Raw genomic sequence first — 26390 nt, 5'->3', positions numbered from 1 at the left:
GGTGGATCTATATCCATCGCCTTTTTTGTACCTTGCATCCTCATTCAGTATCCAGGAATTATGCAGGCAGATATCTTACAAAAATACTTCTCAACACCTCATGAGCATTACCGCGTAGCAGACCTTGAACAATTACTGCTCGCCGACGGAACGCCGCAGCCCGAAGCCAGCATCGCTGCCGCCGGCGCTTTTGATGAGTATTTTAAGAAACAACTGCGTAAAAAAGGAACTAAAGCGGCTATCTTCTTTGGCGTGGGCCTCATTGCGCTTATCCGCGTTATAACCCTCACCAACCGTGAAGAAGGCAGCTTTATGCAGGTATCTTTGTCCCTGGCGCTGGTAGCTTTTGCGTTGGTGCTAGGGATCATATGGGGCATGCAGCTGTTTGCGCTTAAGGAAGAGATTTCCACATTTAAGGATATGAGAAAGTTGTAGTATCTTAAGATACCCATGAGACAGCTTTTTATCTTCATTTCATTATCCCTGGCAGGTTGTAGTATACACCACAAAGAACCTGCAGATAAAATCATTCAGCCTGCTCCCGTAAAACAGGTTATCAAATCCCCACAAATTGTATTCAGTAAAGTAACCGGAGAACCCACTGAGATTCCCGTCAAGGATCTCGATAATTTCCTGCGGGAGAAATATCATTTACAGCGTTCCTTCGAAAAAGAACTGGAAGTTAAAATGAAGGAGACGGAAGAAGTGATGGGAGAAAAACTATTAAAGCGGGTCGATTTGCAAAATGAGCAGTACAATATTCATTATGAATATTTTTCAGGTTATACGGAACCAACTGCTGTTAAGCTAATCATTAACGATAGAAAAATAGACAGATGGTTATGGGAGTCATCCAATGAAAACCAGGCAGCATCAGATCTTACGTTGAATAGCGTATACACATTCCATAGTAATAATGCTGATTACCTTGTTATTACAGGTAATAACTTACAAGCGGTAGGTAAGTTCAGCCAGATCACCTTCGGACTTCTGATTAACCTCTCTAATTCATCACTTACAGCAAAGGTATTGACAACCTATAGTAATCCCGGAAGATTTTTCTTTAATCCTAATGGGGAAACAGGCCGTCTAAAGTATTTAACTGCCTATCCACTGGATAATGATGACGGGGAACTGGCAGCACATCTTTCTGTACAGGTAAATGAAATAGTGATGCCTTGAGGCATCACTCACTGCAACTTCTGCAACGCCGCCAGCGACTCTGTTACATGTTTCTCTCCATCACGCAGCGAATTAAATTCATGCACAATCACGCCATTCTTATCTACGATATAAGTCACACGACCCGGTATCACAAAAGTTTTAGGCACACCAAATAATTTGCGTACTTCATTTTTCGGATCACTGAGCAGGGTGAAAGGAAGATTATGATGCGTGGCAAAACTGCGATGCGAAGCCACGTTATCGGCACTGATGCCGATTACCAGTGCGCCGTACTTCTGAAAGTCCTGGTACGAATCACGGAATGAACATGCTTCTTTGGTGCATACACTGGTTTCATCTTTCGGATAGAAGTAAATGACCAATGGCTGTTTGCCTAATACGGTATTGATATCAAAAGTTTTTCCATTCTGATCCTGTAGCGAAAAGGCTGGAATTTTATCCCCTGTTTTTAATTGTCCCTGGGATTTACATCCCCATAATTGCAGAAAGGCGGTCATAGCTAAAATGATCTTTAAAAGTTTCATACCCCGTTTATTGATACTGCTAAAGTACGAAGAGTAGAGGAGCAACGGGTCATATTGATTTTTTTGTGTAACTATAAGGCAGCAAGCCTGTTTTAAAACAGCCCTGTTTTAGAAAAGATTCCCTTGTTTATCAATCTTTTCTAATATTCAGCTTTTTATCTGTAGCATTTAATCATTATTTTTGGCCCCTAAAACGTTGTGTTTTGAAAACCATACTAAACGGCAAGCAAATGGCTATTACGATAGACAGGCTTTGTCATCAGTTGATAGAAAATAACTTACAGTTTGAGCAAACCGTGCTGATTGGATTGCAGCCCCGGGGAATTTATTTATCCGGAAGAATTCATCAAACCTTGCTGAAATTAGTACCCGGAGCGCGTATCGATTACGGTAAACTCGATATTACTTTTTACCGGGACGATTTTAACCAGAGCAAAACCCTGCATGTACCCAACGAAACGAATATTGATTTTTCCATAGAAAATAAAAAGGTAGTGTTGATAGATGATGTGTTGTATACCGGCCGTACAATCCGTTCGGCGCTGGATGCAATGCTGGACTTTGGCCGGCCCGCGGCTGTGGAGCTGCTCACGCTGATCGATCGTCGCTTCAGCAGGCAGTTGCCTATTCAGCCCGACTATACCGGACGTACCATTGATGCCCTCATTTCCCAGAAAGTAAGGGTGTTGTGGAACGAAAGAGATGGTAAAGACGAAGTAGTTCTGATTGACTAAAATGAATCCGGATTTCAGAATTCAGATTTCACCCTTTATATTTGCACATTAATGTCACTTTCTGTAAAACACTTACTCGGAATTCGCGATCTGCAGCGCCAGGATATAGAGCTTATTTTTCAAACAGCCGACCAGTTTAAGGAGGTTTTACAAAGGCCTATTAAAAAGGTTCCTACGCTTCGCGATACAACAATTGTAAATTTATTTTTTGAGAACTCTACCCGCACACGCATCTCTTTTGAGTTAGCGGAAAAGCGCCTGGGTGCAGATACGGTTAACTTTTCTGCCTCCGGTTCTTCCGTTTCCAAAGGGGAAACGCTGATAGATACGGTGAACAACATCTTATCCATGAAAGTGGATATGGTGGTGATGCGCCACTCTGCCAGCGGTGCGCCGCATTTCCTGGCAAAGCACATCAACGTGCCCATCCTCAATGCGGGCGACGGCATCAATGAACATCCCACCCAGGCATTGCTGGATGCCTTCTCTATCCGGGAAAGGCTTGGTAGTGTGGAAGGTAAGAAGGTAGCCATCTGTGGCGATATCATGCACTCCAGGGTAGCCCTTTCCAATATCTACTGCCTCAAAAAACTGGGCGCAGAAGTAACAGTGGTAGGCCCGCCCACACTGATCCCGAAATACATGGCAGCTGCTCTCGGCGTAAATGTGAGCTACAATATCCGCGAAGCCCTGCAATGGTGCGATGTGGCCAATGTGTTGCGTATTCAGCTGGAAAGACAAAACACCCCGCTGTTTTCTTCCCTCCGGGAATATTCCCTCGCATACGGTGTAAACCGCCAATTGCTCGATAGTTTAAATAAAGAAATTGTGATCATGCACCCCGGACCCATTAACCGCGGAGTGGAAATAAATTCTGATGTGGCAGACTCAGGTCAGTCCATCATCCTCGAACAGGTGGAAAACGGTGTGGCCATACGTATGGCGGCATTGTACCTGCTCGCAGGAAAGAAAACGGAGTAGAAACATACTTACTACCTGCTATGTTGCCTAATGAAGACGATTTTCCTCCGTTGAATTCAAAATCCGCAAGACGGCTAACCGTTGTGCTGAAAGTATGCCTGCTGACCTTTTTTGCATTGGTCCTGGCGGCGCTACTGGCAGGTGTGGTATTTTCCTTTTGGATAAAAGAAACAGGTGCACGGATGCTTACGATAGGCGTCGCAGCGCCGGTTTTATGTGCTTTGATATGGATGGCAGTCGCCACTTACCGGTCAGGCAAGCCCCGGTATACGCAGGCCCGGGTAGACAGGGAAGGGCTGCACCAATACGGCGAAGGTGTACCTGCGCTGTCGTTGTGTTATGAGGCGCTGAGTACAAATAGCAGCGGCGATGCGTACGACGTGCTTTGGACCGATTGGGGTTACGACGAAACGAATCCGGGTTTGTATGTGTTTGTCAAAAACGAATCCGGAGCGGTGCGGGTGCAGGCGGTGGAGTTTAGAATTTTCCTGGTACCCAATGGGAATGACCTGCTGGCGCATTTTGTAAAAGGTATCATGCGCTTTCGACCCGATTTGAAAATAGCGCCCCAGGTGCTGAGCCGCTACAGGATTGCACACTAGCTGATTTTAATGGCAGTGCATAAGGCCGGATCAGAAGCCAACAGTCAGCCCCAAAGTATATGATCTGAAAAACGGATATACGTTTCCGTTATAACCTCCCGCCTGTTCAGGATCATAATATTTAATTTTCATTTTAGTAGTTTCCCACAGATCCTGTCCGGAGAAATAAATACGCAGATTAGTGATCCATATTTTCTTCAGCCAGTTCGGCGGCAGGGTATAACCTACCTGCAGGTTTTTCAACCGGATATAGGCGCCATTCATTGCCCAGTGGGAGGATGGGGCGGTATTCTGCTGGTCGTTCAGATACAGCCGTGGAAATAATGCGTTGGGATTTTCCGGCGTCCAGTAGTCCTGGTTAATGTCCCAGGGCTGCTGCCAGTTACCGGTAAAAGGAAGATTATAACGCGGGTCAGGCATCACCTTGCGTCTAGCCACTCCCTGGAAGAAAACGGAGACATCAAATCCTTTCCAGGCAAAGCCCGCGTCGATCCCGTAGGAGAACTGCGGATCGGTGCTGCCCAGGTATACGAGGTCGGCATTGTCTATTTTGTTATCGCCGTTGATGTCTTTGTAGCGAAGGTCGCCCGGACCGGTATTTTCGTGCTGGAAGGCATGCTGAGTCACTTCACCGGCCGATTGGAAGTAGCCATCAGACTCATAGCCAAACAGGGAAGAGTAAGGATATCCTGCGATGCCCTGGTTCCAGCCAGCCTGTGGCGCCACATTATCATTTTTCAGTACTTTATTGCGGTTATAAAAGAGATTCCCGTTAATATACCAGGTAAAGGGGCCCCGGTCGTCTCTCCAGCCCAGGTTGATTTCCCAGCCCCAGGATTTCATTTCACCCCGGTGAAAATCCAATGGCCAGGCCCCATCTGTGGAGGCTGTCAGTACCGGGATCTGCATGTCGCGGTTATGCTTAATAAAATAATCTGCTGCAATGGTCAACCGGCCCCTGAACAGGGTAGCATCCCAGCCGTAATTATTGGTAGCAATGTTTTCCCATCCCTGTGCCTGGATGATGGGGTTCTTGTAAACAAAAGGCTGAAAACGGGGCAAGGTGTTAAAGCTGAAAGTCTGCAACCGTTCGTCGTTAGGAATACTGTTCCAGCTGTTGATATTCCCCAATCTGCCCCATGACCACCTCAGTTTGAACTCATTGAAAAATGGCAACGCGCGGTTAAACCATGTTTCGTTATTCAGGCGCCAGCCGGCGGAAAACGACGGGAATGCCTGCCACTGTTCGCCGCCAACAAAAGAGGTGCTGTACTGTGATAAGCGCGATGCTATGAGGTTTGCTTCCAGCAGGTAGCGGTTGTCGTAGTTGTAACTGATCTTTCCGAATATCGACAACAAAGAACCGCTGGCCGCCAGTAACTGCGTGTATGCAGGCGCGTTATTAAAGTGATTGGAATTGATTTCAGCCTGGCTGATATCGTACGATGCCGCCGTGTTTTGCGTGGTGTTGTATGTTTCCTGCGTGGCGCCGCCGAGCAGGTGAATGTTATTTTTATTTTCTTTGATGTCGTAGTCGGCCAGCAGTTGCAGGTTGCCGCCTTTTGCTTCCAGCTTGCTTTTCTGCAGCATATTATGCGGCTGTACCAGCGTGGCGGTATCCACCCGGTTCCATAAGGCAATGGTATTGCGGCCCATATCGTCCCGCAGGGTGTGTTTTTGCGGACTGTAAATAAGCCGGAGCGTAAGACCCTTTGCGAGGCTGTCGGCCCGCAGGGTAAATACCGCATCGATATAATTATTTTTTTCATCGCGTTCCCCGCCGTCTTCCAAAACAGCATATCCCGGTGCGCCGCCATAGGCATAGTTGCCGGTATTGGGCACATACACCGGCACATTACCCGGTCCCCGGAAAATGCCTGCCAGCAAGCCATTGGGGCCCTCTACCGGCTGGGAAGGGGAGAAGGTATTGGTTTGGGCGTACGACAACCGCGTTTCCAGGCTGAAGTGTTTACTAAAGCGGTTGTTCAGGTTCACGCGGGCATTCACTCGGTGGGTACGGTCCGGGCCAACGGCAAATAGTCCCTGCCGCCCGAAGTAACCCAGCGATGCAGAGAACTGGTTGGAGCTGTCGCCGCCTTTTACCGACAGGTTATAGTTTTCGATGCCGGTTCTGCTTTTGGTAAGCACAGGCAAAGGATTATAGTTATAATAGTATTTATAGAAGTCAGGCTTTTGATAGTCGATCGCATAGTGGTTCCCCGTTTTCATTAAATCTATCTCCATGGGGTCCCAGGGGGCGGTTTGACCGGCATTTTCCGCGGCGGTGTTCTGCATGGCGGCCGATTGCCAGGAGGGCAGCCGGTTGGGCAACCGGATGGGTGTTTCAAATCCGCCAAGGGTGTTGAAATCCACTTTCAGCTTACCAGGTTTCCCGGTGCGGGTAGTTACCAGCACCACACCGCCTGCGCCGCGTGCGCCATAAATAGAGGCGGCAGCTGCATCTTTCAGGATGGATACGGATTCAATGTCGTCCGGGTTGATGACGGCCAGGGAGCCGGGCACGCCATCGATGACCACAGGCGTATTACTGCCGGAAGAAGAGCCTACGCCCCGTACCTGTATATTAAATCCTTCGCGGCCGGGCTGTCCGTTGCTGCGGGTCACCACCAGGCCGGTGGCGGTACCCTGTAAGGCGGCCATCACGTTGGCTACCGGGCGGCTTCTGAGCCGTACGCCATCCACCTGCGCAATGGCGCCTGTGATATTAGCGCGTTTCTGCAGGCCATAACCCAATACTACCAGCTCATTGAGCTTCCGCAGATCAGGTTGCAGCAACACCGATATATTCCTTCTTTCCCTCACGGCAATTTCTTTGGTTTCAAACCCGATAAGGGACACCTGGATGATAGCCTGCCCATTGGCCAGGTCCACTTTGAAAGTACCATTTTCCGTAGTGGCGGTACCGTTAGTGGTGCCTTTTTCCCTGATAGATACACCGCTTAAAGGCTGCATACCGTCGGAAACGGCGCCGGTAAGGGTCCATTTATCAGGATTGGAGCTGGTGCTGGGAGGAGGTGTGAGATCTGCCGCAGTGGCGTTGAGCGGGATAACGATGATCTGGCCGTCTTTTATCTCTACTTTATATTTGGCAGGGGGGAAAATCTTTGGCAATACTTCCAGGAGAGGGCTGTTGTGAACATGTAAGCTAACGCCCTGGCGGGTTTCCAGTTCTCCGGAAGAAATAGCAAAGGTATACTTTGTTTGTTTTTCTATTTCCCGGATCACGGTTTTCAGGCTGGCATTGGTAAACTGAAGGGAAACTTTTCTTGGAGGGGCATTAGGATTTTGGGCCATAGCTACAGCATTGGCCAATACCAGGATAACAACGAAAATAAAATCAGGCACGCGTCCAAACCTGGAATTGGAGATACGCGCCTGTAGCAATAATTGCTGCATAAATAAAAGGTCAGGCGCGCATTAGTAGATGTCTACCAGGTCGTTTTTATGCGAAATGTTAATTTGAAGGGTTTTTCTCATAATGTCCAGTACCTCATCCAGCGACATGTTGGGGAAGGTAGCCAGCAGTTTCTTATCAGCCAGTTGTTGATTGCTGATTTTAATCTCTACATTATAAAAATCTTCGAGGGCGTCCGCCACTTCTGTGAGCGGGGTATCGTCAAAAGTTAAGGTCCGGGTTTTCCATGCCAGAATATTGTTGTTCTTTTTATGGATACGGGTATCTATTTCGCTGCCATTATGCTTCAGAGAGGCTTCCACACCGGGGGTGAGAATTACCTTTTTCTCTTTGCCTTTGTAGGCGGCGCTCACCTTTCCTGACTGCACGAATACTTTAACGCCGCTGTTGGCGGCTTTCACGTTGAAGGCAGTACCGAGTACCTGTACTTCTACTTCGGGGGCATTTACAATGAAGGGGAGGGCATCGTTTTTGGGTAACATCAAAAAAGGCTTCTCCTTTATCTATTTTAACCTGTCTGTTATCTTTTCCAAATCCACGGGCATAGCGTACCTGTGTATGCGCGTTGAGGTACATCATAGAGCCGTCCGGCAGGCGCAAACTATCCTGTTGCTGTGCAGTGGCATAGGTTTTATATCCACCGGGGCCGAGCCAGGTCCATGTGCCGGCTATCAGCAGCACAGCGGCGGCAGCCCACCAGTACCTGCGGTTCATCCTGATCACACGGGTGTTTTGCTCTTGTGCAGGAAGCGCGGCAGTGACTGCGGGAACCTTATCCAGCATGGTATCCAGTGCCTGCCATTGTCCCTGGGTGTCGAAAGCAGAGGCAGCAGGAAGCGGATCACCGTGCCACATGCCTTTCATATCCAGGAAGATGTCCAGGTTACCAGCATCCTGTTGAATCCATTCGTTGAGCTGCATTTTGTGCTGCTCATTGTCCGGATCTTCCAGGTAACGGATCACTATATCTATGTCTGTTTGATTATTCATGGCTTCTTATTAGTAATACAACCAGGGAACGTTATACCATTAAGCGATAATAAAAAAAATTTCAGGCGTATCCTACGACTTATTAATAAGGTCTACCCGTAATCGTTTTAAGGCTGTGGTCAAATGGGCGTATACTGTATTGATAGAGATATTCAGTTGTTCAGCAATTTCGGCTGGCGACAAGCCTTTCAGGCGGCTCATTTCAAAAACACGGCGGCATTGTTCCGGTAATTTCTCCAGGGCAGAGCGGTATTTGGCTTCCAGCTCCTTATGTTCCAGCAGGGAATGATTATTTTCCGAAGGACTGGCAGTTTGCATTTGTTCCTTGGCGTATACTTCTTTCCGTTGTTCTTTTTTTATGCGGTTTAAACAGGTGTTAACGGTCGCTCTTGCGAGATAATGATTAACCGGGGCTCTCTCATCCAGGTTTTCCGCACCTTTCCACAAGTTGAGGAAAACATCCTGTACCATATCGTTCGCGTCATCTTCATCTTTTACATACCGGACCGCTATATTATACATAGAAGGGGCGAACTGTTTAAAAACAGCTTCGAATACATCTTTGTTTCTGCTCCGGATGCCTTTTACTATTTCGTCGTTACTCAATTGCAACATGCTTTTGATCTTTTGTCTTGTTTCCGTAGTGCGAAGATAATTTTTAAAATTACTAATTACGAAAGCAGCCAGTATACTGATTCATAATTCTTTTTTTCACTTTAACATTTCTTTGACTAATGGTAAGTGAATTGTCGGATGTATTGTTTATATACGGTAGCCAACGATGAGGGCATATAACAAAAACCATGCACATTCATCCGGACCGGGGATAATCATCATAAATATTAACCATACAAAAAATTGATGCCATGAAAAAATCAATTGTAGGAACGCTCGCTTTAGCAACAATGGTAATCGGAATGTCTGCTTTCAAAAGTGCTGATGTAAAAGCAGTAAAATCTGTAGACAGCACCGCCGCAATGGTGGATTCAATTGCAACAGATTCCCTTGTTAGCCTCGATTCAGTAAAAGTTTTCAGTGTTGATTCATTACAGCGCCTGGACTCTTTAAAAGGATTTGATTCCTTAATGACAGTAGATTCTCTGATGGGAATCGATTCTCTCCAGAAAGTTGATTCCCTGAGCGGAATAGACTCATTGCAGAGAATGGACTCTTTACAGGTGGATTCCCTGAGTGGAATGGATTCTTTACAGGTAGATTCCCTGAGCAGAATGGATTCTTTGCAGGTTGATTCCCTGAGCGGAATGGACTCTTTACAGGTAGATTCTTTAACCGGAATCGACTCTTTACAGAGAGTAGATTCTTTACAGGGTAAAGATTCTCTGAAAGTATTAGTAGTAGAAGGTGGTTCTATCACCGGTAAAATTACTCCGGCTGACAGTGCTACAGAAGTAGAAGCAGACAATGGTACAGATAAGCTGAAAGGCGCTATCTCACAGGGTGCATTCACTATCCCCGCTGCTAAAGCAGGATCTTATACTATTACTATTCTCGGTAAAAGCCCTTACAAAAATGCCGTAGTTAAAGATGTAAAAGTAGAAGACGGTAAAGCTACCGACCTGGGCGAAATCAAATTAGAACAATAGTCTTTAATAATGAAATAGCAACCAACAACACAAAATCAGTCCATGATGGAAAACCCATTTTGGTTTGATGCAGGGGGGCCTCTTACGGTCCCTCTTTTTTTTATGCGCGGATTTTGTCTTTCTCAGGATTACGCTGATTAGGCTGATTTTTGTTTTTTTGATTTTGGGAGAAGCATTGTTGGGTTAGCTGCAGGTGGTCTTTTATTTTTTCTGGGAGATGACAAACGCGGCCTCTATTAACCGGTTTAGTTCTGTAAAACAGGACAACACTTTCATTCGCTCACTCACAGCGCTATAGGGACTGCCAGGGTTTGTAAGGGCTTCAGTTTGAACAGAGGCGAGGATGTCGTTGGTTTCGCCCGGCCAAATAGCTCGAAGTAGTTTTTCAACACCATTTCCGGAGAATGGTATTCTTCTTCGGAAAGGCGAAATGGGTTTTGGTTAAAAACAAATATGGCTGAAGAAGATTGCATGGTTAAATGTTTTAATAAAGATACTTAAATTAGTAATATTATAACTCATATTGGTTGTAATATTACTAATTTATGCTGTGCTCATATTTATAATGTTGTTATTCAGTTAATAAATAATTGCTATTTTGCTATTTATAGTTCTGAAAGCACCTATTTATGTCTAAAAAAATATTTAACCGGATTAAAATAGTAATAGTAGAACAGGGAAAAACTAATAATTGGTTGGCAGAACAACTGGGTGTTTCTATTGGAAGCGTGTCCAAATGGTGTACTAATACTGTTCAACCAGGGATAGAAACCTTATTTGAAATCGCCGCTGCGTTAGATGTGGACGTACGGGAGCTATTGGTTAGTACAAAGAAACATTCCTGATTTTAACAGATCTGACCTCCTTCACAATAAAATTCAGTCCATTCTGAGGCTCCTGACAGGATTCGCCAGCGCTGCCCGGATCGCCTGAAAACTCACCGTAACCAATGCAATCAGCAAGGCAGCCAAACCCGCTGCCAGGAAAATCCACCAACTGAAGTTTACCCGGTAAACAAAGTCCTGCAGCCATTTACGCATGATCCACCAGGAGAAAGGAGTGGCAATAACGAAGGCGATGGCCACCAGCTTTATAAAATCTGCCGAAAGCAAACGGACAATCCCCTGTATGCTTGCCCCCAACACCTTGCGGATTCCCATCTCCTTTGTTCTTTGTTCAGCCACAAAAGTCGCCAGCCCGAACATACCGAGGCAGGAGATCAATATAGCCAATACCGAAAAGATAGTGGCAATCTTCCCGACCTGTTGTTCGGATTGGTACATCTCGTTAAAAGAATCATCCAGGAACCGGAAGCTAAAAGGTATGCCAGGCGCCAGTGCAGCCCATTTGTCCCGGATCTTTCCGATCAGCGGGGCAATAAGCGAAGTATTTACTTTAAAAGAGGCGAGGCCTGTGCTTCTTTGCAAGGTGAACATGAGCGGGCGGACCTCATGGTGCAATGTTTCAAAATTAAAATTCTTTACTACACCTATGACCGGGTAAGTGGTTGGCTTTCCGGCATCGTTGAAGGTATATATATTCTTTCCAACCGGATCGGCGTAGCCTAAAATCCGCGCAGCCGCCTCGTTGATGATAACAGCCGACGAATCAGTGGTGAAACCGGGGGAGAAGTTCCTTCCCTTTAAGACCTTGATGCCTATGGTAGGAAAGTATCCGTCATCGATCGCCCAGGTTTCTACATTGAAACTATTTGATGCGGTTTGAACAGGGTCTTTGAAGACATTATATACATTGCGGGCCGATTTGGAAACCGGTAAAAAGGCACTCAGTGTTCCTGCTTTCACGCCGGACAATTGCGTCACTTCCCTTTTAAAAACATCCGCATTATTGCCCAGCGCATCAACACCATCAATAATCAATACCTGCTCCTTATTAAATCCAAGGTCGCGTGTCTCAATATAACGCAGCTGCCTGAACACGACGATTGTAGCAATGATCAGCACAATTGAAATGGTAAACTGCACGACAACCAGGGTGCTCCGAAGCCATCCACTTTTTGTACCCGCCTTCAACTGACCTTTTAATACTTCGATAGGTTTAAAGCCAGACAGGAAAAAAGCGGGATAGCTTCCTGCCAGCAAACTCACCGCAAAAGGCAATGCAATCAGCAATGGGAGAATCACCGGCGAAAAAAGACTGGCCAGGGTCATTGTTTTGCCAGACAATGAATTGAAAAGTGGCAGCGCCAGGAAGGCGATCCCGATACCAATCAATAACGACAGGAACACCATCAGGGTGGATTCCGTCAGGAACTGCATCACCAGCTCCCCGCGTGCGGTTCCTAATGCCTTACGGACGCCCACTTCCCGCGCCCTGCCGGCGGATCGCGCCGTTGTCAGGTTCATAAAGTTGACGACGGCAATAAGCAGGATGAACAACGCTACGGCAGAAAAAATGGCGACATACTGAACACTGCCGGGCGGGCTCAATTCTTCACCGCCCTGCCTGTCGGAATATAGATGGATTTGTGTTACAGGAATGAGTGAAAAGCGGAATCCGTTCCCCGATTTTTCCAGGTCTGCCATACTGTAGATCTGAAAATCCTTCATAGCCGGAATAAGATGTTTCTTAATATAAGCGGGAAACTTTTTTTCAAAAGCCTTGTAATCGGTGCCAGGTTTGAGGAGGAGGTAAGTGTGAAAATTGACATTGCCTATCTGTCCCCACTTGTAATCGAGGCTTTGCATGGAGAACAACAGGTCAAAATGGAAGTGGGTATTGCCCGGTATATTCGCGATCACGGCAGTCACTTTATAGGGAACGTCTTTACCGCCGTCCTGGACTTCGATCGTTTTCCCGATGGCATTGTTGGCCGATCCGAAATAGCGGGCCGCGGCCGATGCCGTCATCACCACAGCATAGGGGACATTCAACGCAGTCCGGGTATCGCCTTCCAGCGCCGGGAATGCAAAGACGTTGAAGAAGGTTGAATCGACATAAGCCGTACGTGTTTCGGTGATGTATTCGCTCCCTTTCCTGATCAGCTTCGTGTTGCCACTGTGGGAGTAAATCCGGGTGTATTCCTGTATCTGCGCATAATCCTCTTTAAGAATAGGGCCCATCATATCTGAAGTCTCAGCCACCCGAAGCTCCTGGCCACCCCAACGAACATCCGCGTTGATACGGTAAATATTTCCTGCTTTATTATAGTAACGGTCGTAGCTCAATTCGTCCAGCACATACAGTGCAATCAACAAAAAGCAACCCAATCCCACGGCCAGACCAGTGATGTTGATAAAGGAGAAGGTCCTGTTTCTTAGCAGATTTCGCCAGGCAACTTTCACATAATTTTTGAACATACTGACCAATTGGCTTTTTGCGGTAACTATCGCCCAAAAACATGCCTTTTTATATTGATTTGATTATCAAATCGATGAAGATCCTTTACTGTCCACTTCTGAACAGAAGCAGTCCGGATCCGGGCGCCGGTATGATACAGCTGTTACTTCTGGGATACTTCTCCGATACATCTCCAATACTTTTTCGGATGCTTAGGAGTAGCGTATGTGTCGTACTCCCCATATAGTCCCTATACACTTCCCATACACTCCCAATACACTATTCCGGTGGCATCGTCCTGAAATAGGTTTACACTTTTGTCAGATAATCCTGTTTAAGGTTTACAGGTCCCGCCCCGAGATACCAATGCAGGTGAACAAATAATCGGGATATTATTTTACAAAATTATAGATTTGGACAAACTTTGAATCACGCATGCGCACTATTATTTTGCTCACCATCTCCAATACCTTCATGACTTTCGCCTGGTATGGCCACCTCAAACACCAGGATGTTGCTCTCTGGAAAGTAATCCTTATCAGCTGGGGCATTGCCTTCTTTGAGTATTGTTTTATGGTGCCAGCCAACCGCTACGGCGCACAGGAGGGGTTCAGCGGCTTCCAGCTTAAAACCATCCAGGAAGTCATTACCCTCACCGTTTTCAGCATTTTTGCCGTCACTTTTCTCAAGGAACCCCTGAGATGGAACTACCTGGTTTCGTTTTTCTTTCTCATCGGCGCCGTGTATTTTATGTTTAAAAAGTAGCGCGATATTAAAGCAGCGGACTTATATCCTTTAGCATCAATTCATATTACATAAAAAAAGATGTTAGGCAAGATCAAATTAAGAAAAAATCTGTATTATCTTTAGGGATCAACTTTCAACCAAAAACCAAATCATTGAGGGAAGAAGCTAATATACAGCTACTGGTGGAACGGGTGGCATCTCTTGGGGATGAACAGGCTTATAAAGCATTGTTCAGGTTGTTTTACAAACCATTGAGTCAGTTTGCCTTTTCTATTGTGAAATCCTGGGAGTCTGCGGAAGAAATTGCGTCAGATGTGTTTATGAACGTCTGGAAGCAGCGCGAACGCCTGCTCCAGGTAGATAACCTCCGGGTATACCTCTATGTATCTACCAAAAATATTGCCCTCAACTACTTAAATAAGGAAGCCCGCACGCAACATTTCAGTCTCGATGAAGTGGCAGTGGACATCAGCGTCAGTTACGCCACGCCGGAACAGATCTTCATTTCCGGGGAAATGGTAAAAAGGATAGAAGCCGCCGTAAACGCACTCCCACCTAAAAGGAAGATGATCTTTAAACTGATCCGCGAAGATGGCCTTAAATATAAAGAGGTAGCCCAGATCCTCGATATTTCTGTGAACACCATTGATGTTCACATGGCCCAGGCACTCAAAAAAATCAGCGAGGTAATTAACCTCTCCTTTATCAAAACAAAATAATTTAAATTTTTTTTTAGGTGGAGTAGTAGATTCTTGCAATTTACTTGTCCTTCTATATAATCATGCTTTTGTATCATACACATGGAACAGGAAAGAATATGGCTTTTGATGGGAAGGAAAGTATCGGGCGAGGCCACGATGGAGGAGTTGCGTGAACTGGAAGCATCATTGCAGAAAGATCCGGATCTGAGATATAAATTATCTGTATTAAGCAACTGGCCCCAACCGGCCGGCAATAAGGAATGGGAAACCAGGACCGAGCTTGCATTGGAAAAACACCTCGTGAGAATGGAAGAGGAGTTTCCGCAGGAGGAATTACCCGTTAAGAAAGTCAAAAGGAACTTCCGCAAATGGGTGGCCGTGCTTTCTGTACTGGTAGTGATGCTGGGAGGCTATTGTATCTATCTCTTATCAATAAAATATCCGCAAAAAGCCGGTAAAGCAGCTATGGCGGCCATTTATACCCGCGATGGTTCCCGCTCCAGGGCACAGCTGCCGGACGGAACAGAAGTATGGCTCAATGGTGGCAGCCGTTTAACCTATAATCCTGATATGAACAACCTGGAAAACCGGGAGGTTACTTTAGAAGGAGAAGCGTTTTTTGATGTAGCGAAGAATGCAGCCAAACCCTTTTCTATCCACACTTCCAGGATGGATATCAAAGTACTGGGCACCTCTTTTAATGTAAAAGCATATACAGGGGATCAAACCACAGAAGCTACACTGATCACCGGCGCCGTAGAAGTAATCTTGAATGACGGCATGGAAAGGAATGTGAAACTAACGCCTAACCAAAAGATCATCTTACAACACGCACCGGCAGATAAACTGACCCAACCCAACCTGGTGGCAGGCTACAAGGTGGAAAATATTCATAGTAACACGCAGGACAGCATGGTGGCGGAAACCGCCTGGTGCGACAACTACCTCGTATTCGACAATGATAACTTCGAAGATATTGCGCTGAAAATGGAACGCTGGTATGGTATCAAAATCCATCTCAACGGTAACAAATTAAAACAATACCATTTCACCGCTACTTTTAAAAATGAATCGTTTTCAGAAGTACTGGAAGCGCTGAAGGTTACAACATCATTTCATTGCAGAATAGCAAGCAATGAAGTATTTATTACCCAGTAAAGGGGTGGAAGTCAACAGAAAATCGATACCTCTCATATAAAAAAAAGGGCAAATGCTGCAAACATTTACCCCTTTTGTTGAGATCAAACGGCAGTTAGCTTCACTTGGCAATGTAGTCCTGTCGTAGTTTTATGACCTTTTACAACCTAAATGTATGGAAAAAAATCATACATTATGTAATCCTTTTGCGTCTAAAAACATAGGGAAAAGTTGTACTGATAATGAAACTGGTGTCCTTTATTATTCTTATTACCTGTTTGCAAATAACTGGGAATGTCTTCGGTCAACAGGACCGGCGCATTTCCATCAAAGCAGATTCATTGCCATTGACACGGCTGCTGAAGATGATCGAAAAGAAAAGCGGTTACCGTTTTGTTTACCGCAACGATCTTATTCCCGCAGGCAAAAAAGTGTCGGTGAATGAAACCAATGCTTTGACAGAAGATATTTTAAAGAAGATACTGAAAAACACCGGCCTCACGTTTAAACAGCTTTCTGCCACCCTGGTGGCTATTGCACCGGAAAACAAAGAGATCAGGAATGTCAGTATCAACGGAACGGTAACAGATGTTTTCGGACATCCGCTGCCAGGTGTGAGTTTGCGTATTGCAGGTCTTAATAAGGGAACTACTACAGATGAGAACGGAGCATTCCACATGGAAGCGCCTTCCTCAGCAACGTTGATCTGTTCTTTCATTGGTTATGAAGAACAGCGGGTGACGGTAAACAACACGGCTCATCTCAACATCATGCTGAAAGACGATTCTAAAGGATTGAATGAAGTAGTGGTAGTAGCTTATAGCGTGCAAACAAAAAGTTCTTTGACAGGTTCAGCTACTATGGTAAGTGCTTCATTGTATGATAAAGCGCCCCGTAGCAGCTTCCAGGAAAGCTTACAAGGCAATGTACCCGGCTTACAATCTACCAATGGTTCCGGCCAGCCCGGATCCATACCCAGTATTCACATACGTGGTATAGGCTCTATTACCGCAGGCAGCTCGCCACTTTACGTGGTAGACGGCACGCCTGTGGTAACAGACAATCTCACCGATTATAATGTTAATTCCCTGGCAGGAATTAACAGCGCAGATATCGCTTCTATCTCTGTTTTGAAAGATGCAGCTTCTGCGTCGATCTATGGCTCCCGCGCTGCCAACGGTGTAATACTGATTACGACGAAAACCGGCAGCCAGGGCAGAACAAAGATCGGCGCAACCATACAAAGAGGCAGCAACCAGCTCACCATTCCGCAGGCCAACTATCCGCTCAATACCAACGAGATGATGGAACTCCTCCGCGAAGGATGGGCGCACAAAGCAGATGGCACAGGGGAAGCCGGTTTTCAAAGGGAACTCCGCGCACGTGGCGTGGATACAACCGTTAATACCAACTGGATCGATGTGCTAACCCGCCATGGAGGCTATACACAAGCCAATCTATCTGCCGCAGGCGGAAGTAATAAAACAAAATTTTATGTTTCCGGCGGCTTATATGATTCCAAATCAGCCCTGAAAGGAGTGGACTATAAACGTATGACGGGTAAGCTCAACCTGAGCAACCAGGCCACCAACCGCCTATCATTCGACGTTAACCTGTCGTTATCCTACCAGCGTGCAAACGCAGTAGGAGATGTAGGACTGATGGCTAACCCGGTACGCTCACTCGTCCGCCTGCAACCCTGGCTGAAAATTTATAACGCCGATGGCAGCTACGACTTCAGCTACAATAACACCTTTAACCCGGTGGCAGTACTGAATGGCGATACCCGCACAGGTACCATCTATGGCCTGCTCGGCGGGGCCGGCGCCAAATATGCATTCACTGATTTTCTTTCCTTTGAAACGAAGATCAGCCTCGACCTGAACTACGCCCGCAGCAATTCATTTTTTGCACCGGGATTTGGCGACGGAAGAAATACCAATGGCTGGGTATCGGTAAACAACAACCTGTGGAACAACTGGGTATCTACAAATATCCTGCGGTTCAACAGGAGATGGGGTTACCACGGAATCAACACTTTTGTAGGATACGAAGCACAGAAAACAACCAACAGTGGTAACTCCTCAGCAGCCTCCAACCTGCTGCCCGACCTGCAGCTGCTGGCCGATGCTTCCAAACCGGAAAGTGTATCCTCTGTATCCAACGCAAATTCATTAACAGGATTGTTTCTGAATAACAGCTACGATTACCAGCAGAAATATTATCTGACCGCCTCCATCCGGAGAGACGCCTCTTCCAGGTTCGGCCGTCAGAAAAGAAGTGCCGCATTCTGGTCCATTGGAACCGCGTGGAATATCTACCGGGAACCATTCCTCCGGAATGTAAACGTCATTAACGAATTAAAGATAAGAGCCAGCTACGGCAGCAACGGAAACCAGGCTATTGATAATTATGCTTCATTGTCGCTGTATAGTCCGGCAAATGATTATGATGGGAAACCGGGGTATGTGCTCACGCAATACCCCAATCCTTTCCTTACATGGGAACAGAACAGGCCATTTAATATAGGACTGGATTTTGCCCTGCTTAAAAACAGGTTGTCCGGTTCGGTGGAATACTATAACAGAACCACTTCAAGGTTACTGCTCAATGTACCGGTATCTTCTGCAAATGGTATTACTACTGTTTTCAGAAATAATGGAGAGATGAAAAACAGCGGCTGGGAAATATCCCTTTCTTCCCGCAACATCATCGCAAAAAATGAAAATGAATTCTCATGGCGTACAGATGCCAACATCTCAACGCTGAATAATAAAATTACCCGGCTGGATAATCCAATTACCGGCATCCCGTATAAAAGAGAAGTGGGAACAGATTTCTACCAGTTTTTTCTCGCAGGATTCGCAGGGGCGGATCCGCAAACAGGTGAAGCACTGTGGTATAAAGATGCGTCTAAAACCGCTACCACCAAATCTTACGGCGAAGCACAAAGGTTTAACCAGGGAAGCGCCCTGCCAAAATTTTATGGCGGCCTTACCAATTATTTCAGCTACAAAGGATTTGATTTCAGCTTCCAGTTCTTTTATAACTGGGGAAACAAAGTATACGACAACTGGGGAACATTCACAGAATCAGATGGCAGTGGTGGATTTGGCGGAGGCGCAAAAATGTCGCGCCTCATCTATGAAAACCGCTGGCAGAAACCCGGCGATATCACCAATGTACCCAAGGTAGTATTCGGTGGCACACAATCCGGTTTAAGCAACCAGAGCTCATCCCGGTTCCTGTACGACGGCAGCTTTATCCGGCTGAGGGACGTGATGCTCGCTTACAACCTGCCGCAAGACTGGTTGAAGAAAGCCAATATCAACGAAGTGAAAATATATGTACGCGGCAATAATTTATGGACGTATGTAAAAGATAAGTATCTCACAATGGACCCGGAAGTACCGGTAACAGGAGATTATGATCAGCGTCCGCCAGTATTTAAAACCTTCCTGGTAGGGTTGGATGTAAATTTTTAAGGTATTCATGCAAAAGAAATATACATACGGTTTACTGATATTACTGGCTGGCTTACTCGGCGCCTGCAGCAAGGATTTCCTTGATCAGAAACCGGACCAGTCAACAGAAACCGGTCGCGCTATTACCGATCTGCCCGGACTGCGGGCGGCCATCAATGGCGTGTATTCGCTGATGCAGAATGAAAATTATTATGGACGGACCATGCCGCTGCTGCCTGATCTCCGGTCCGACAATGGATTTATCAGCGTCATCAACAGCAACCGGTATCGTAACCAGGACCAGTACATCGTTACTGCCAACGACCAGTATACCACCGATTCATGGAACCAGTTATACGCCGTAGTAGCCAATGCCAATATGGTAATTATGAAGGGACCCAACATCTCCCTGTTACCATCGGCGGCAGACAGCGCAGAGGCAAAACAGATTGTAGCGGAAGCTTACGCATTGCGGGCACAGGTGTTCTTTGATATATCGCGCATGTTTGCGCAGCCATATAATTATACACCCGGCGCCACGCACATGGGCATTCCGATTGTGACCGTCACCAATGTGGATTCGGTGCAGTCGCCTTCACGCAGCAGTATGAAAGATACTTATGCGCAGATCATCAGCGACCTTACCACAGCGATCAGCAGGTTTGAAGAAAGCAAAAGCACCGCATTCTCTTCCGGACGTATTAATGTGTATTCCGCCAGGGCGCTGTTGTCGAGGATATTGTTGTATAAAGAAGACTGGCAGGGCGCTGCAACTTATGCGGATGCAGTGATCCGGTCCAACAAATACGCATTGCTGCTGAACGGAGAACTGGTGAGCGATTTTAAGATCACCAATAATAATGAAACCGTTTTTGAAATCATCAATACCCCGGTAGATAACCGGAACACAGATGGTTTAAGTTATATGTTCAGCCAGGATGGATATGGTGATATACTCGCAACGAATAACATCTACAATATCTACCAGGCAACAGATGTGAGAAGGGACTTTCTGCTGAAAGGTAAACGCGCCGGCAACGGTGGCGAAGACCCGGCAAACATCATCACCAAATACAAAGATGTGAGCACATTCACAGAAAGTATTAAAGTGATGCGGCTGGCAGAATTATACCTGATCCGTGCAGAAGCAGCTGCACACCTTGGAAGCACCGCGGAAGCACAGGCTGACCTGCAACTGGTGGCTCAACGCGCCGATCATAATGCACCGCCGGTAACCGTTACCGGACCTGCACTCCTGGACGCAATCCTGTTGGAAAGAAGAAAGGAACTGGCCTTTGAGGGACACCGGCTGTTTGACTTAATCAGAACAAAACGTTCATTCACCAAATACCTGGCGAGTGACAAAACGATACCGGTAGTGTGGCCTAGTACGAAAGTAATATTGCCCATACCACAAAGAGAACTGGATGCTAACCCCAACATACGCAACCAGCAGAACGAAGGTTACAATTAAATCTAAACCGCCTTTGTTAATAATTGGTTTTTGCTTACGAGCTGGTTGGATTTTTGCTTATGAAGAAATAAAGTCCCGGTGGTTCTCACCGGGACTTTTCTATTTATTCTGACTTCAAACTCTTCACGGGGTTAGCCAATGCAGCCTTTACCGATTGAAAACTGATGGTCAGGAAGGTGAGCAGGATAATGGAAATACCCGCTACTACAAATATCCCGGCGTCTATACGGATACTATAGGCAAACCCTTTCAGCCACTGCGTGGTAGCCCACCAGGCCACCGGGAAAGCAATCAGCATAGCGATCAATACAAGTCGCAGGAAATCCTTCGACAACATCATCACAATAGTACCTACAGTGGCGCCCAGTACTTTCCGGATGCCGATTTCTTTATTTCTCCGCTGCGCTGTAAAGGCCGCCAGTCCGAATAAACCAAGACAGGAAATGAGAATAGCAAGACCGGCAAAGTATCTGGACAACCGGGAGATCTGGTTTTCTGCGGCATATAAGGTCTGGTATCTTTCATCCAGGAACTTGTAATCAAAAGAGAACCCCGGGTTCATTTGCAGGTACATTTCCTGTAATCTGGCAATCACCGCTTTCTCCCGGCCTGTTTCTACTTTAATCATAAACCGGTTGGCATTTTCCGGAGACAGCTCAAAAAACAAGGGCTTTACCTCTTCGTGCAGGGATTCAAAATGAAAATCCTTCACAACTCCTCCAATCCGCATATCCTTACCCCACAGTTTAACGGATTTTCCAACAGGGTCTTTCATCCCCATGAATTTTATGGCGGCTTCATTAAAGATGATCATGGAGGTGTCAGCGCCAAAGTTGCGTGAAAAATCCCGGCCTTCTTTTATCTTAATATCCAGCGTTTTCAGCAGGTCATAATTTACATCCACCACTTCAAATTCGGTTTCATCTTTCAGATCCTTTCCTTCCCATACTACATCGGAGGTACCGCTGCTATGACCGGTTAATCCATGCCCCATACCAGAAGCAATTTTTACTCCCGGTATATCTTTCACCTCAGCAAGAAAACGTTCACTTACCTCGTTCCGTGACAGTTTTCCCTCTTTCGCGAACGTAATTACATGGTCCCTGTCGTAACCCAGATTTTTTGTCTGGATAAAGCTGATCTGCCGGTACACCACCAACACCGCAACGATCAGTACAATGGAGAGGGAAAATTGAAACACCACCAATCCTTTCCTGATCAGCAGTTCCCCCACAGAACCATTGATCTTTCCTTTCAGCACGGCAGCAGGCTTAAACCCTGAAAGATGAAACGCAGGATAGCTACCTGCCACTAAACCGGTAAAGAATGTAATGCCGAGTCCTGATAATATCAGTGCGGTATCAAAATGGAACAACGAGAGTTGTTTCCCTGTAAGATTGTTGAAAACCGGCAGCAACAGGAACACAAGTAAAATGGCCATCAGCAGCGATGCAAAAGCCATTACCATAGATTCCCCGAGGTATTGCAGCATAAGTACACCCCGGCCGGCGCCCATCGCTTTTTTGATGCCTACTTCCTTTGCCCTTCCGGCTGCCTTTGCAGTAGAGAGGTTCATAAAATTGATGCAGGCAATCACCAGTATAAAAATGGCGATAATGGAAAACAGCCGTACATAATCTATCCGGCCTCCCACCTGGATACCGTTCTCAAAGCGGCCATACAAATAATTCTCTGAATAACGCTGAATGAATGGCGTGCGGTAGGTAATCTCATTGTTCGTTTTAAGCTTAATGTAGTTGGCGATTTTAGCATTGAACTTGTTGATGTTGGTGCCTGGTTTTAGCGTTATAAACGTGTAGTATCCTGTATTGCCCCATTCATCAGCGTTTTCCTTTATCATCTTCAGCATGCGGACAGGTAAAACAAAATCAAACTGTTCCGATGAATGTTGATCAGGTACTTTAAACACACCAGAAACAACAAATTTTTGCTCATGCTGGAAGTCGACCGTTTTGCCGATCACATTTTCGGTAGTGCCAAACAATTTTGTAGCGATAACATCAGATAGCACAATAGCTATTGGATCAGCCAGCACCTGGTTTGGATTTCCTTCCATCAGATCAAAAGAGAACATATTGAAAAAATCCTTGTCCGCATATTTACCCTTGGTCTTTATGCCAACATCATCTTTTACAGAAAGTGTGGATTGCCTCACGGGAGAGACATAGGCGGCATACTCCACTTCGGGCATGTCTTTTTTCAGCGCTTCGGGCATTGGTACAGGAGAGGATTTCGCCGTCCAGATACCGCTCGCCTGTACTCTGTTTTCCAATACCTGGAAAAGGGTGGCGTCGTTTTTATGAAATTTGTCGATACTCAGTTCATCCTGTACCCAAACATAGATCAGGAGCGCACATGCAAGCCCTGTAGATAAACCAATTAAATTGAGATAAGCAAACCGGCGGTCTTTGATCAGATTACGCCAGGCAACCTTCAGGTAGTTTTTTATCATAGCAGAGAATATGTGGTTCGTGTTGCCCAAAGGAGATGCCACTGACCGGGACCACTATAAACCAAAAGAATGTATATTTAGAATATATTTAAACTGTTCGGTTTTGATACAGCTACTGTTCGTATATGTATTGAAGATACTGCGATCCTGCGTTCTGCTACGTTCATCATATTTATCTTCCCGTCCCACTAATTAATTATTACTTTTGGCCATCTGTAAATTCACGTACCAACAAATGTTTATAAGACGATCTACCGCACTGGTTATAATTTTATTGGCAGCATTGGGTTTACCCGCATTGGCACAGCCTTCACCTGTATGGAACGCAGCCGACATAAAACTGCAATTGAAAAAGTTAGATACGCTTGGAAGCGTATTGTACATTGCCGCCCATCCTGACGACGAAAACACCCGTTTGCTCGGTTACCTGGCAAAGGAAAAACTATATCGCACCGGCTACCTGTCGCTCACCCGCGGTGATGGCGGGCAAAACCTGGTCGGCAATGAACAGTCCGAGTTACTGGGCCTGATCCGTACACAGGAACTGCTGGCGGCACGCCGCATCGATGGTGCAGAACAATTTTTTACCCGTGCACAGGACTTTGGCTTCTCCAAAAATCCACAGGAAACATTTACCATCTGGAACAGGGAACAGATCCTGGGAGATGTAGTATATATGATCCGCAAATTTCAACCGGATGTGATCATCTGCCGCTTCCCGGCCGACAGTCGCGCCGGACACGGACATCATACCGCTTCGGCCATGCTGGCGGAGGAAGCCTATAGCGCCGCAGCCGATCCCAAACGCTTTCCCGAACAGCTGACACGGGTAAAACCCTGGCAGGCAAAACGGATCCTCTGGAATACCTTCAGCTTCGGTAATGTCAACACTACCTCCGACGATCAGTTTAAAATAGATGTAGGCGCCTATAATCCATTGCTTGGAAAAGGCTTTGGTGAGATTGCCGCCGAAAGCCGCTCCCAGCACAAAAGCCAGGGATTTGGCGTTGCGGCAGCCAGGGGCAGCTCGCAGGAATATTTCCTGACGATTAAAGGCAACACACCCAAAAACAGTTTACTCGACGATATCAATACCAGCTGGACAAGGATTCCCGGCGGCAACAAAGTAGGCGCCCTGGTAGACGCCGCCCTCGCGGCCTACAATATGGAAGATCCTGCGGCCTCCGTGCCCGCCCTGCTGGAAATACGCAGCGCCATCCGCTCATTACCGGAAGGGTACTGGCGTGATCTGAAGCTGAAAGAAACCGAGCAACTGATCTACGCATGCGCAGGCCTGTGGGCAGAAGCCTACAGCACTTCACCTACCGTAGTGCCCGGAACCAATATGGAAGCCACCGTGCAACTGATCAACAGGGGGCCGGTAAAAATAACGCTGGATAAGATTGATCTGCCCGGCAATACCAATGCAGGCGATCAGCAACCACTGGCCTTTAATAAATTCACCAGCATCTCCAAAACAATGCAGGTACCCGCCAGCACGCCGGAGTCGCAGCCTTATTGGCTGGCAGACGCGCACCCGGTAGGTACTTACATCATCAATGATCCGCTGCTGGTGGGCAATCCTGAAAATATTCCTGCACTGCAGGCGCAAATCCACCTGACTATCGGCGGACAACCATTTACCATTGCACGGCCTTTACAATATAAATATACCGACCCTGTAAAGGGAGAGCTGTATCAGCCGCTGGTGATAGCGCCGCCGGTAGTAGCCGATCTCAGCAACCAGGTATATATTTTTACAGATACCAAAGCACAGTCGGTACCTGTGAAGCTCCGCGCGATGGCTGATAACGTACAGGGAACTGTACGTCTGCAATTGCCCGCCGGCTTCACCGATGGCAACAGCCAGCCCTTTAGCTTAAAACAGAAAGGAGATGAGGTGGAACTCCGGTTTGATATCAAACCCGTTAAAGGTGTAGCGGAAAATCATGCAGATACCCTCACGGTTGTAATGACCTGTAACGGTAAAGAATATACGCAGAGCTTACAGCAGATCCGCTATGATCATATTCCGCTGATCACCCTGTTTCCACCAGCGCAGGCCAGGCTGGTATCCGTTAACCTGAAACATAACGGCAACCGCCTCGGGTATATTCCCGGTGCAGGCGACATGGTGGCAGCATCGCTCCGCCAGGTTGGATACGATGTAACCGAACTGGGTGAAAAAGATATTATGGGCGGTAACCTGCAGCAATACGATGCCATCATCACCGGAGTGCGCGCTTATAACGTAAACGCACGTATGAAATACTGGCAGCCGAAGCTGATGGAATACGTAAACAACGGCGGCAAACTGGTGATCCAGTACAACGTGAATGGTCCGCTGGTAACAGGCAACCTGGGACCGTATCCGTTTGGATTGTCGCGCGACCGGGTAACGGATGAAAATGCCGCTGTAACATTTAACAACCCGAAAGATCCGGTGCTGCATTATCCAAATGAAATTACTGCCGCCGATTTTAACGGTTGGGTACAGGAAAGAGGTTTGTATTACACCGCTAATGCAGACAAAGCTTATGATAAGCCTTTCAGCATGAACGACAAAGGGGAAGGACCGCTCGATGGATCAACCCTCGTTGCTCATTACGGTAAAGGAGCCTATGTGTACACCGGCTTATCATTTTTCAGGCAGCTGCCTGCAGGCGTACCCGGCGCCTATCGTTTATTTGTAAACCTGATTTCTGTAAAATAGGGATGAAAGACAATGAGTAAGAAGCATCAAGAAAATCGTCCCAGGCTGAAGATCGCCGCTGGCTTTTGTATTATCCTCGGTTTGCTGATCGGATTTACCATCAAGCGCGTGCAGGTGGGATTGATCATCGGTATTGCGTTGGGACTGCTGACCAGCAGCATGTGGACTAAAAGCAACTCAAACGATTAAATTATGGCAGCAGATAACCTGCAGGAAGAAAAGCCGCCATTGTTCCCGTCATGGACGTGGTGGTACGTATTGGTAACAGCCTGGTTGCTGTTACTGGTCGCGTTCTTCTACTTATTCACCAAAACGTTTTCATGAG

Annotated in this window: 22 protein-coding genes; 15 read left to right on the top strand and 7 right to left on the bottom strand. The window is 46.6% G+C overall.

All coding sequences use genetic code 11. The features are described from left to right. Window positions 1-60: 60 nt before the first annotated feature. Both QFZ51_RS19240 and QFZ51_RS19235 read left to right on the top strand, forming a co-directional pair. Window positions 61-435 (top strand): hypothetical protein, encoded by a 375-nt coding sequence (locus QFZ51_RS19240; RefSeq protein ID WP_429048075.1) that lies wholly within the window; start codon window positions 61-63, stop codon window positions 433-435. Between the two features lie 15 nt (window positions 436-450). Beyond that, window positions 451-1182 (top strand): hypothetical protein, encoded by a 732-nt coding sequence (locus QFZ51_RS19235; protein ID WP_429048073.1) that lies wholly within the window; start codon window positions 451-453, stop codon window positions 1180-1182. Between the two features lie 8 nt (window positions 1183-1190). Here the strand turns inward: QFZ51_RS19235 and QFZ51_RS19230 are convergent, their stop codons facing one another. Then, the gene (locus tag QFZ51_RS19230; RefSeq protein WP_370913152.1) at window positions 1191-1709 is read right to left on the bottom strand and encodes a peroxiredoxin; all 519 of its coding nucleotides are present in this window, start codon (window positions 1707-1709) and stop codon (window positions 1191-1193) included. A 203-nt stretch (window positions 1710-1912) separates the two neighbouring features. Here QFZ51_RS19230 and pyrR point away from each other — a divergent pair, with 203 nt between their 5' ends. The 3 genes from pyrR to QFZ51_RS19215 are packed head-to-tail and all read left to right on the top strand — an operon-like array spanning window position 1913 to window position 4026. After that, window positions 1913-2443 (top strand): bifunctional pyr operon transcriptional regulator/uracil phosphoribosyltransferase PyrR, encoded by a 531-nt coding sequence (gene pyrR / locus QFZ51_RS19225; protein ID WP_079471968.1) that lies wholly within the window; start codon window positions 1913-1915, stop codon window positions 2441-2443. 51 nt (window positions 2444-2494) lie between these two features. Continuing rightward, complete coding sequence (locus QFZ51_RS19220) at window positions 2495-3424, top strand: aspartate carbamoyltransferase catalytic subunit (protein WP_429048072.1); 930 nt, start codon at window positions 2495-2497, stop codon at window positions 3422-3424. 20 nt (window positions 3425-3444) lie between these two features. Continuing rightward, entirely contained in the window at window positions 3445-4026 is a 582-nt protein-coding gene (locus tag QFZ51_RS19215) for a hypothetical protein (protein WP_429048071.1), read from the top strand. Between the two features lie 30 nt (window positions 4027-4056). Here the strand turns inward: QFZ51_RS19215 and QFZ51_RS19210 are convergent, their stop codons facing one another. The 4 genes from QFZ51_RS19210 to QFZ51_RS19195 all read right to left on the bottom strand — a co-directional run bounded on the left by QFZ51_RS19210 (window position 4057) and on the right by QFZ51_RS19195 (window position 9067). After that, window positions 4057-7443 carry a SusC/RagA family TonB-linked outer membrane protein gene (locus QFZ51_RS19210; RefSeq protein WP_429048069.1) on the bottom strand — a complete coding sequence of 1129 codons (3387 nt, stop codon included), beginning with the start codon at window positions 7441-7443 and terminating at the stop codon, window positions 4057-4059. 21 nt (window positions 7444-7464) lie between these two features. Further along, window positions 7465-7944: a FecR family protein gene (locus QFZ51_RS19205; protein ID WP_429048067.1), complete on the bottom strand. Its 480-nt coding sequence runs from the start codon at window positions 7942-7944 to the stop codon at window positions 7465-7467. Further along, the gene (locus QFZ51_RS19200) at window positions 7838-8452 is read right to left on the bottom strand and encodes a FecR family protein (RefSeq protein WP_429048065.1); all 615 of its coding nucleotides are present in this window, start codon (window positions 8450-8452) and stop codon (window positions 7838-7840) included. The genes QFZ51_RS19205 and QFZ51_RS19200 overlap by 107 nt, the downstream gene beginning before the upstream one ends. 72 nt (window positions 8453-8524) lie before the next feature. Then, window positions 8525-9067, bottom strand: a complete 543-nt coding sequence (locus QFZ51_RS19195; protein WP_370913147.1) for an RNA polymerase sigma-70 factor — start codon at window positions 9065-9067, stop codon at window positions 8525-8527. Window positions 9068-9318: 251 nt separating this feature from the next. On the opposite strand from QFZ51_RS19195, the gene QFZ51_RS19190 reads away from it, so the two are divergent. Continuing rightward, window positions 9319-10056, top strand: a complete 738-nt coding sequence (locus tag QFZ51_RS19190) for a hypothetical protein (RefSeq protein ID WP_429048063.1) — start codon at window positions 9319-9321, stop codon at window positions 10054-10056. A gap of 629 nt (window positions 10057-10685) precedes the next feature. Further along, a complete protein-coding gene (locus QFZ51_RS19185) occupies window positions 10686-10901 on the top strand; it encodes a helix-turn-helix transcriptional regulator (protein WP_429048062.1) in 216 nt (71 codons plus the stop codon). Between the two features lie 33 nt (window positions 10902-10934). Here the strand turns inward: QFZ51_RS19185 and QFZ51_RS19180 are convergent, their stop codons facing one another. Continuing rightward, on the bottom strand, window positions 10935-13376 hold the full coding sequence (locus QFZ51_RS19180; protein ID WP_429048060.1) for an ABC transporter permease: 2442 nt from the start codon (window positions 13374-13376) through the stop codon (window positions 10935-10937). A gap of 415 nt (window positions 13377-13791) precedes the next feature. Between QFZ51_RS19180 and QFZ51_RS19175 the strand changes: the two genes are divergently transcribed. The 5 genes from QFZ51_RS19175 to QFZ51_RS19155 all read left to right on the top strand — a co-directional run bounded on the left by QFZ51_RS19175 (window position 13792) and on the right by QFZ51_RS19155 (window position 20879). Next, complete coding sequence (locus QFZ51_RS19175; RefSeq protein WP_106531455.1) at window positions 13792-14121, top strand: DMT family protein; 330 nt, start codon at window positions 13792-13794, stop codon at window positions 14119-14121. 134 nt (window positions 14122-14255) lie between these two features. After that, window positions 14256-14822: an RNA polymerase sigma-70 factor gene (locus QFZ51_RS19170; protein WP_370913143.1), complete on the top strand. Its 567-nt coding sequence runs from the start codon at window positions 14256-14258 to the stop codon at window positions 14820-14822. Between the two features lie 108 nt (window positions 14823-14930). Then, window positions 14931-15962, top strand: coding sequence for a FecR family protein (locus QFZ51_RS19165; protein WP_429048059.1), 1032 nt, complete (start codon window positions 14931-14933; stop codon window positions 15960-15962). A gap of 257 nt (window positions 15963-16219) precedes the next feature. Continuing rightward, window positions 16220-19426 (top strand): SusC/RagA family TonB-linked outer membrane protein, encoded by a 3207-nt coding sequence (locus tag QFZ51_RS19160; RefSeq protein WP_429048057.1) that lies wholly within the window; start codon window positions 16220-16222, stop codon window positions 19424-19426. Between the two features lie 7 nt (window positions 19427-19433). Further along, window positions 19434-20879 (top strand): RagB/SusD family nutrient uptake outer membrane protein, encoded by a 1446-nt coding sequence (locus QFZ51_RS19155; protein WP_429048055.1) that lies wholly within the window; start codon window positions 19434-19436, stop codon window positions 20877-20879. Window positions 20880-20982: 103 nt separating this feature from the next. On the opposite strand, the gene QFZ51_RS19150 is transcribed toward QFZ51_RS19155, so the two are convergent. Then, window positions 20983-23352 carry an ABC transporter permease gene (locus tag QFZ51_RS19150; RefSeq protein WP_429048054.1) on the bottom strand — a complete coding sequence of 790 codons (2370 nt, stop codon included), beginning with the start codon at window positions 23350-23352 and terminating at the stop codon, window positions 20983-20985. Window positions 23353-23587: 235 nt separating this feature from the next. Here QFZ51_RS19150 and QFZ51_RS19145 point away from each other — a divergent pair, with 235 nt between their 5' ends. Genes QFZ51_RS19145 through QFZ51_RS19135 form a run of 3 tightly spaced genes read left to right on the top strand, consistent with a single transcriptional unit; the run spans window position 23588 to window position 26389 of the window. Continuing rightward, on the top strand, window positions 23588-26065 hold the full coding sequence (locus QFZ51_RS19145; protein ID WP_429048053.1) for a PIG-L family deacetylase: 2478 nt from the start codon (window positions 23588-23590) through the stop codon (window positions 26063-26065). Between the two features lie 12 nt (window positions 26066-26077). Further along, window positions 26078-26254, top strand: a complete 177-nt coding sequence (locus tag QFZ51_RS19140) for a hypothetical protein (RefSeq protein ID WP_370913137.1) — start codon at window positions 26078-26080, stop codon at window positions 26252-26254. Window positions 26255-26257: 3 nt separating this feature from the next. After that, window positions 26258-26389, top strand: coding sequence for a hypothetical protein (locus QFZ51_RS19135; protein ID WP_429048051.1), 132 nt, complete (start codon window positions 26258-26260; stop codon window positions 26387-26389). Window position 26390 lies beyond the last annotated feature (1 nt).

This window comes from Chitinophaga sp. W3I9 (genome assembly GCF_050434025.1).
Taxonomy (GTDB): Bacteria; Bacteroidota; Bacteroidia; order Chitinophagales; family Chitinophagaceae; genus Chitinophaga.
The sequence above is the reverse complement of the archived record's forward strand: the minus strand, read 5'-3'. Positions and strand labels throughout refer to the sequence as shown.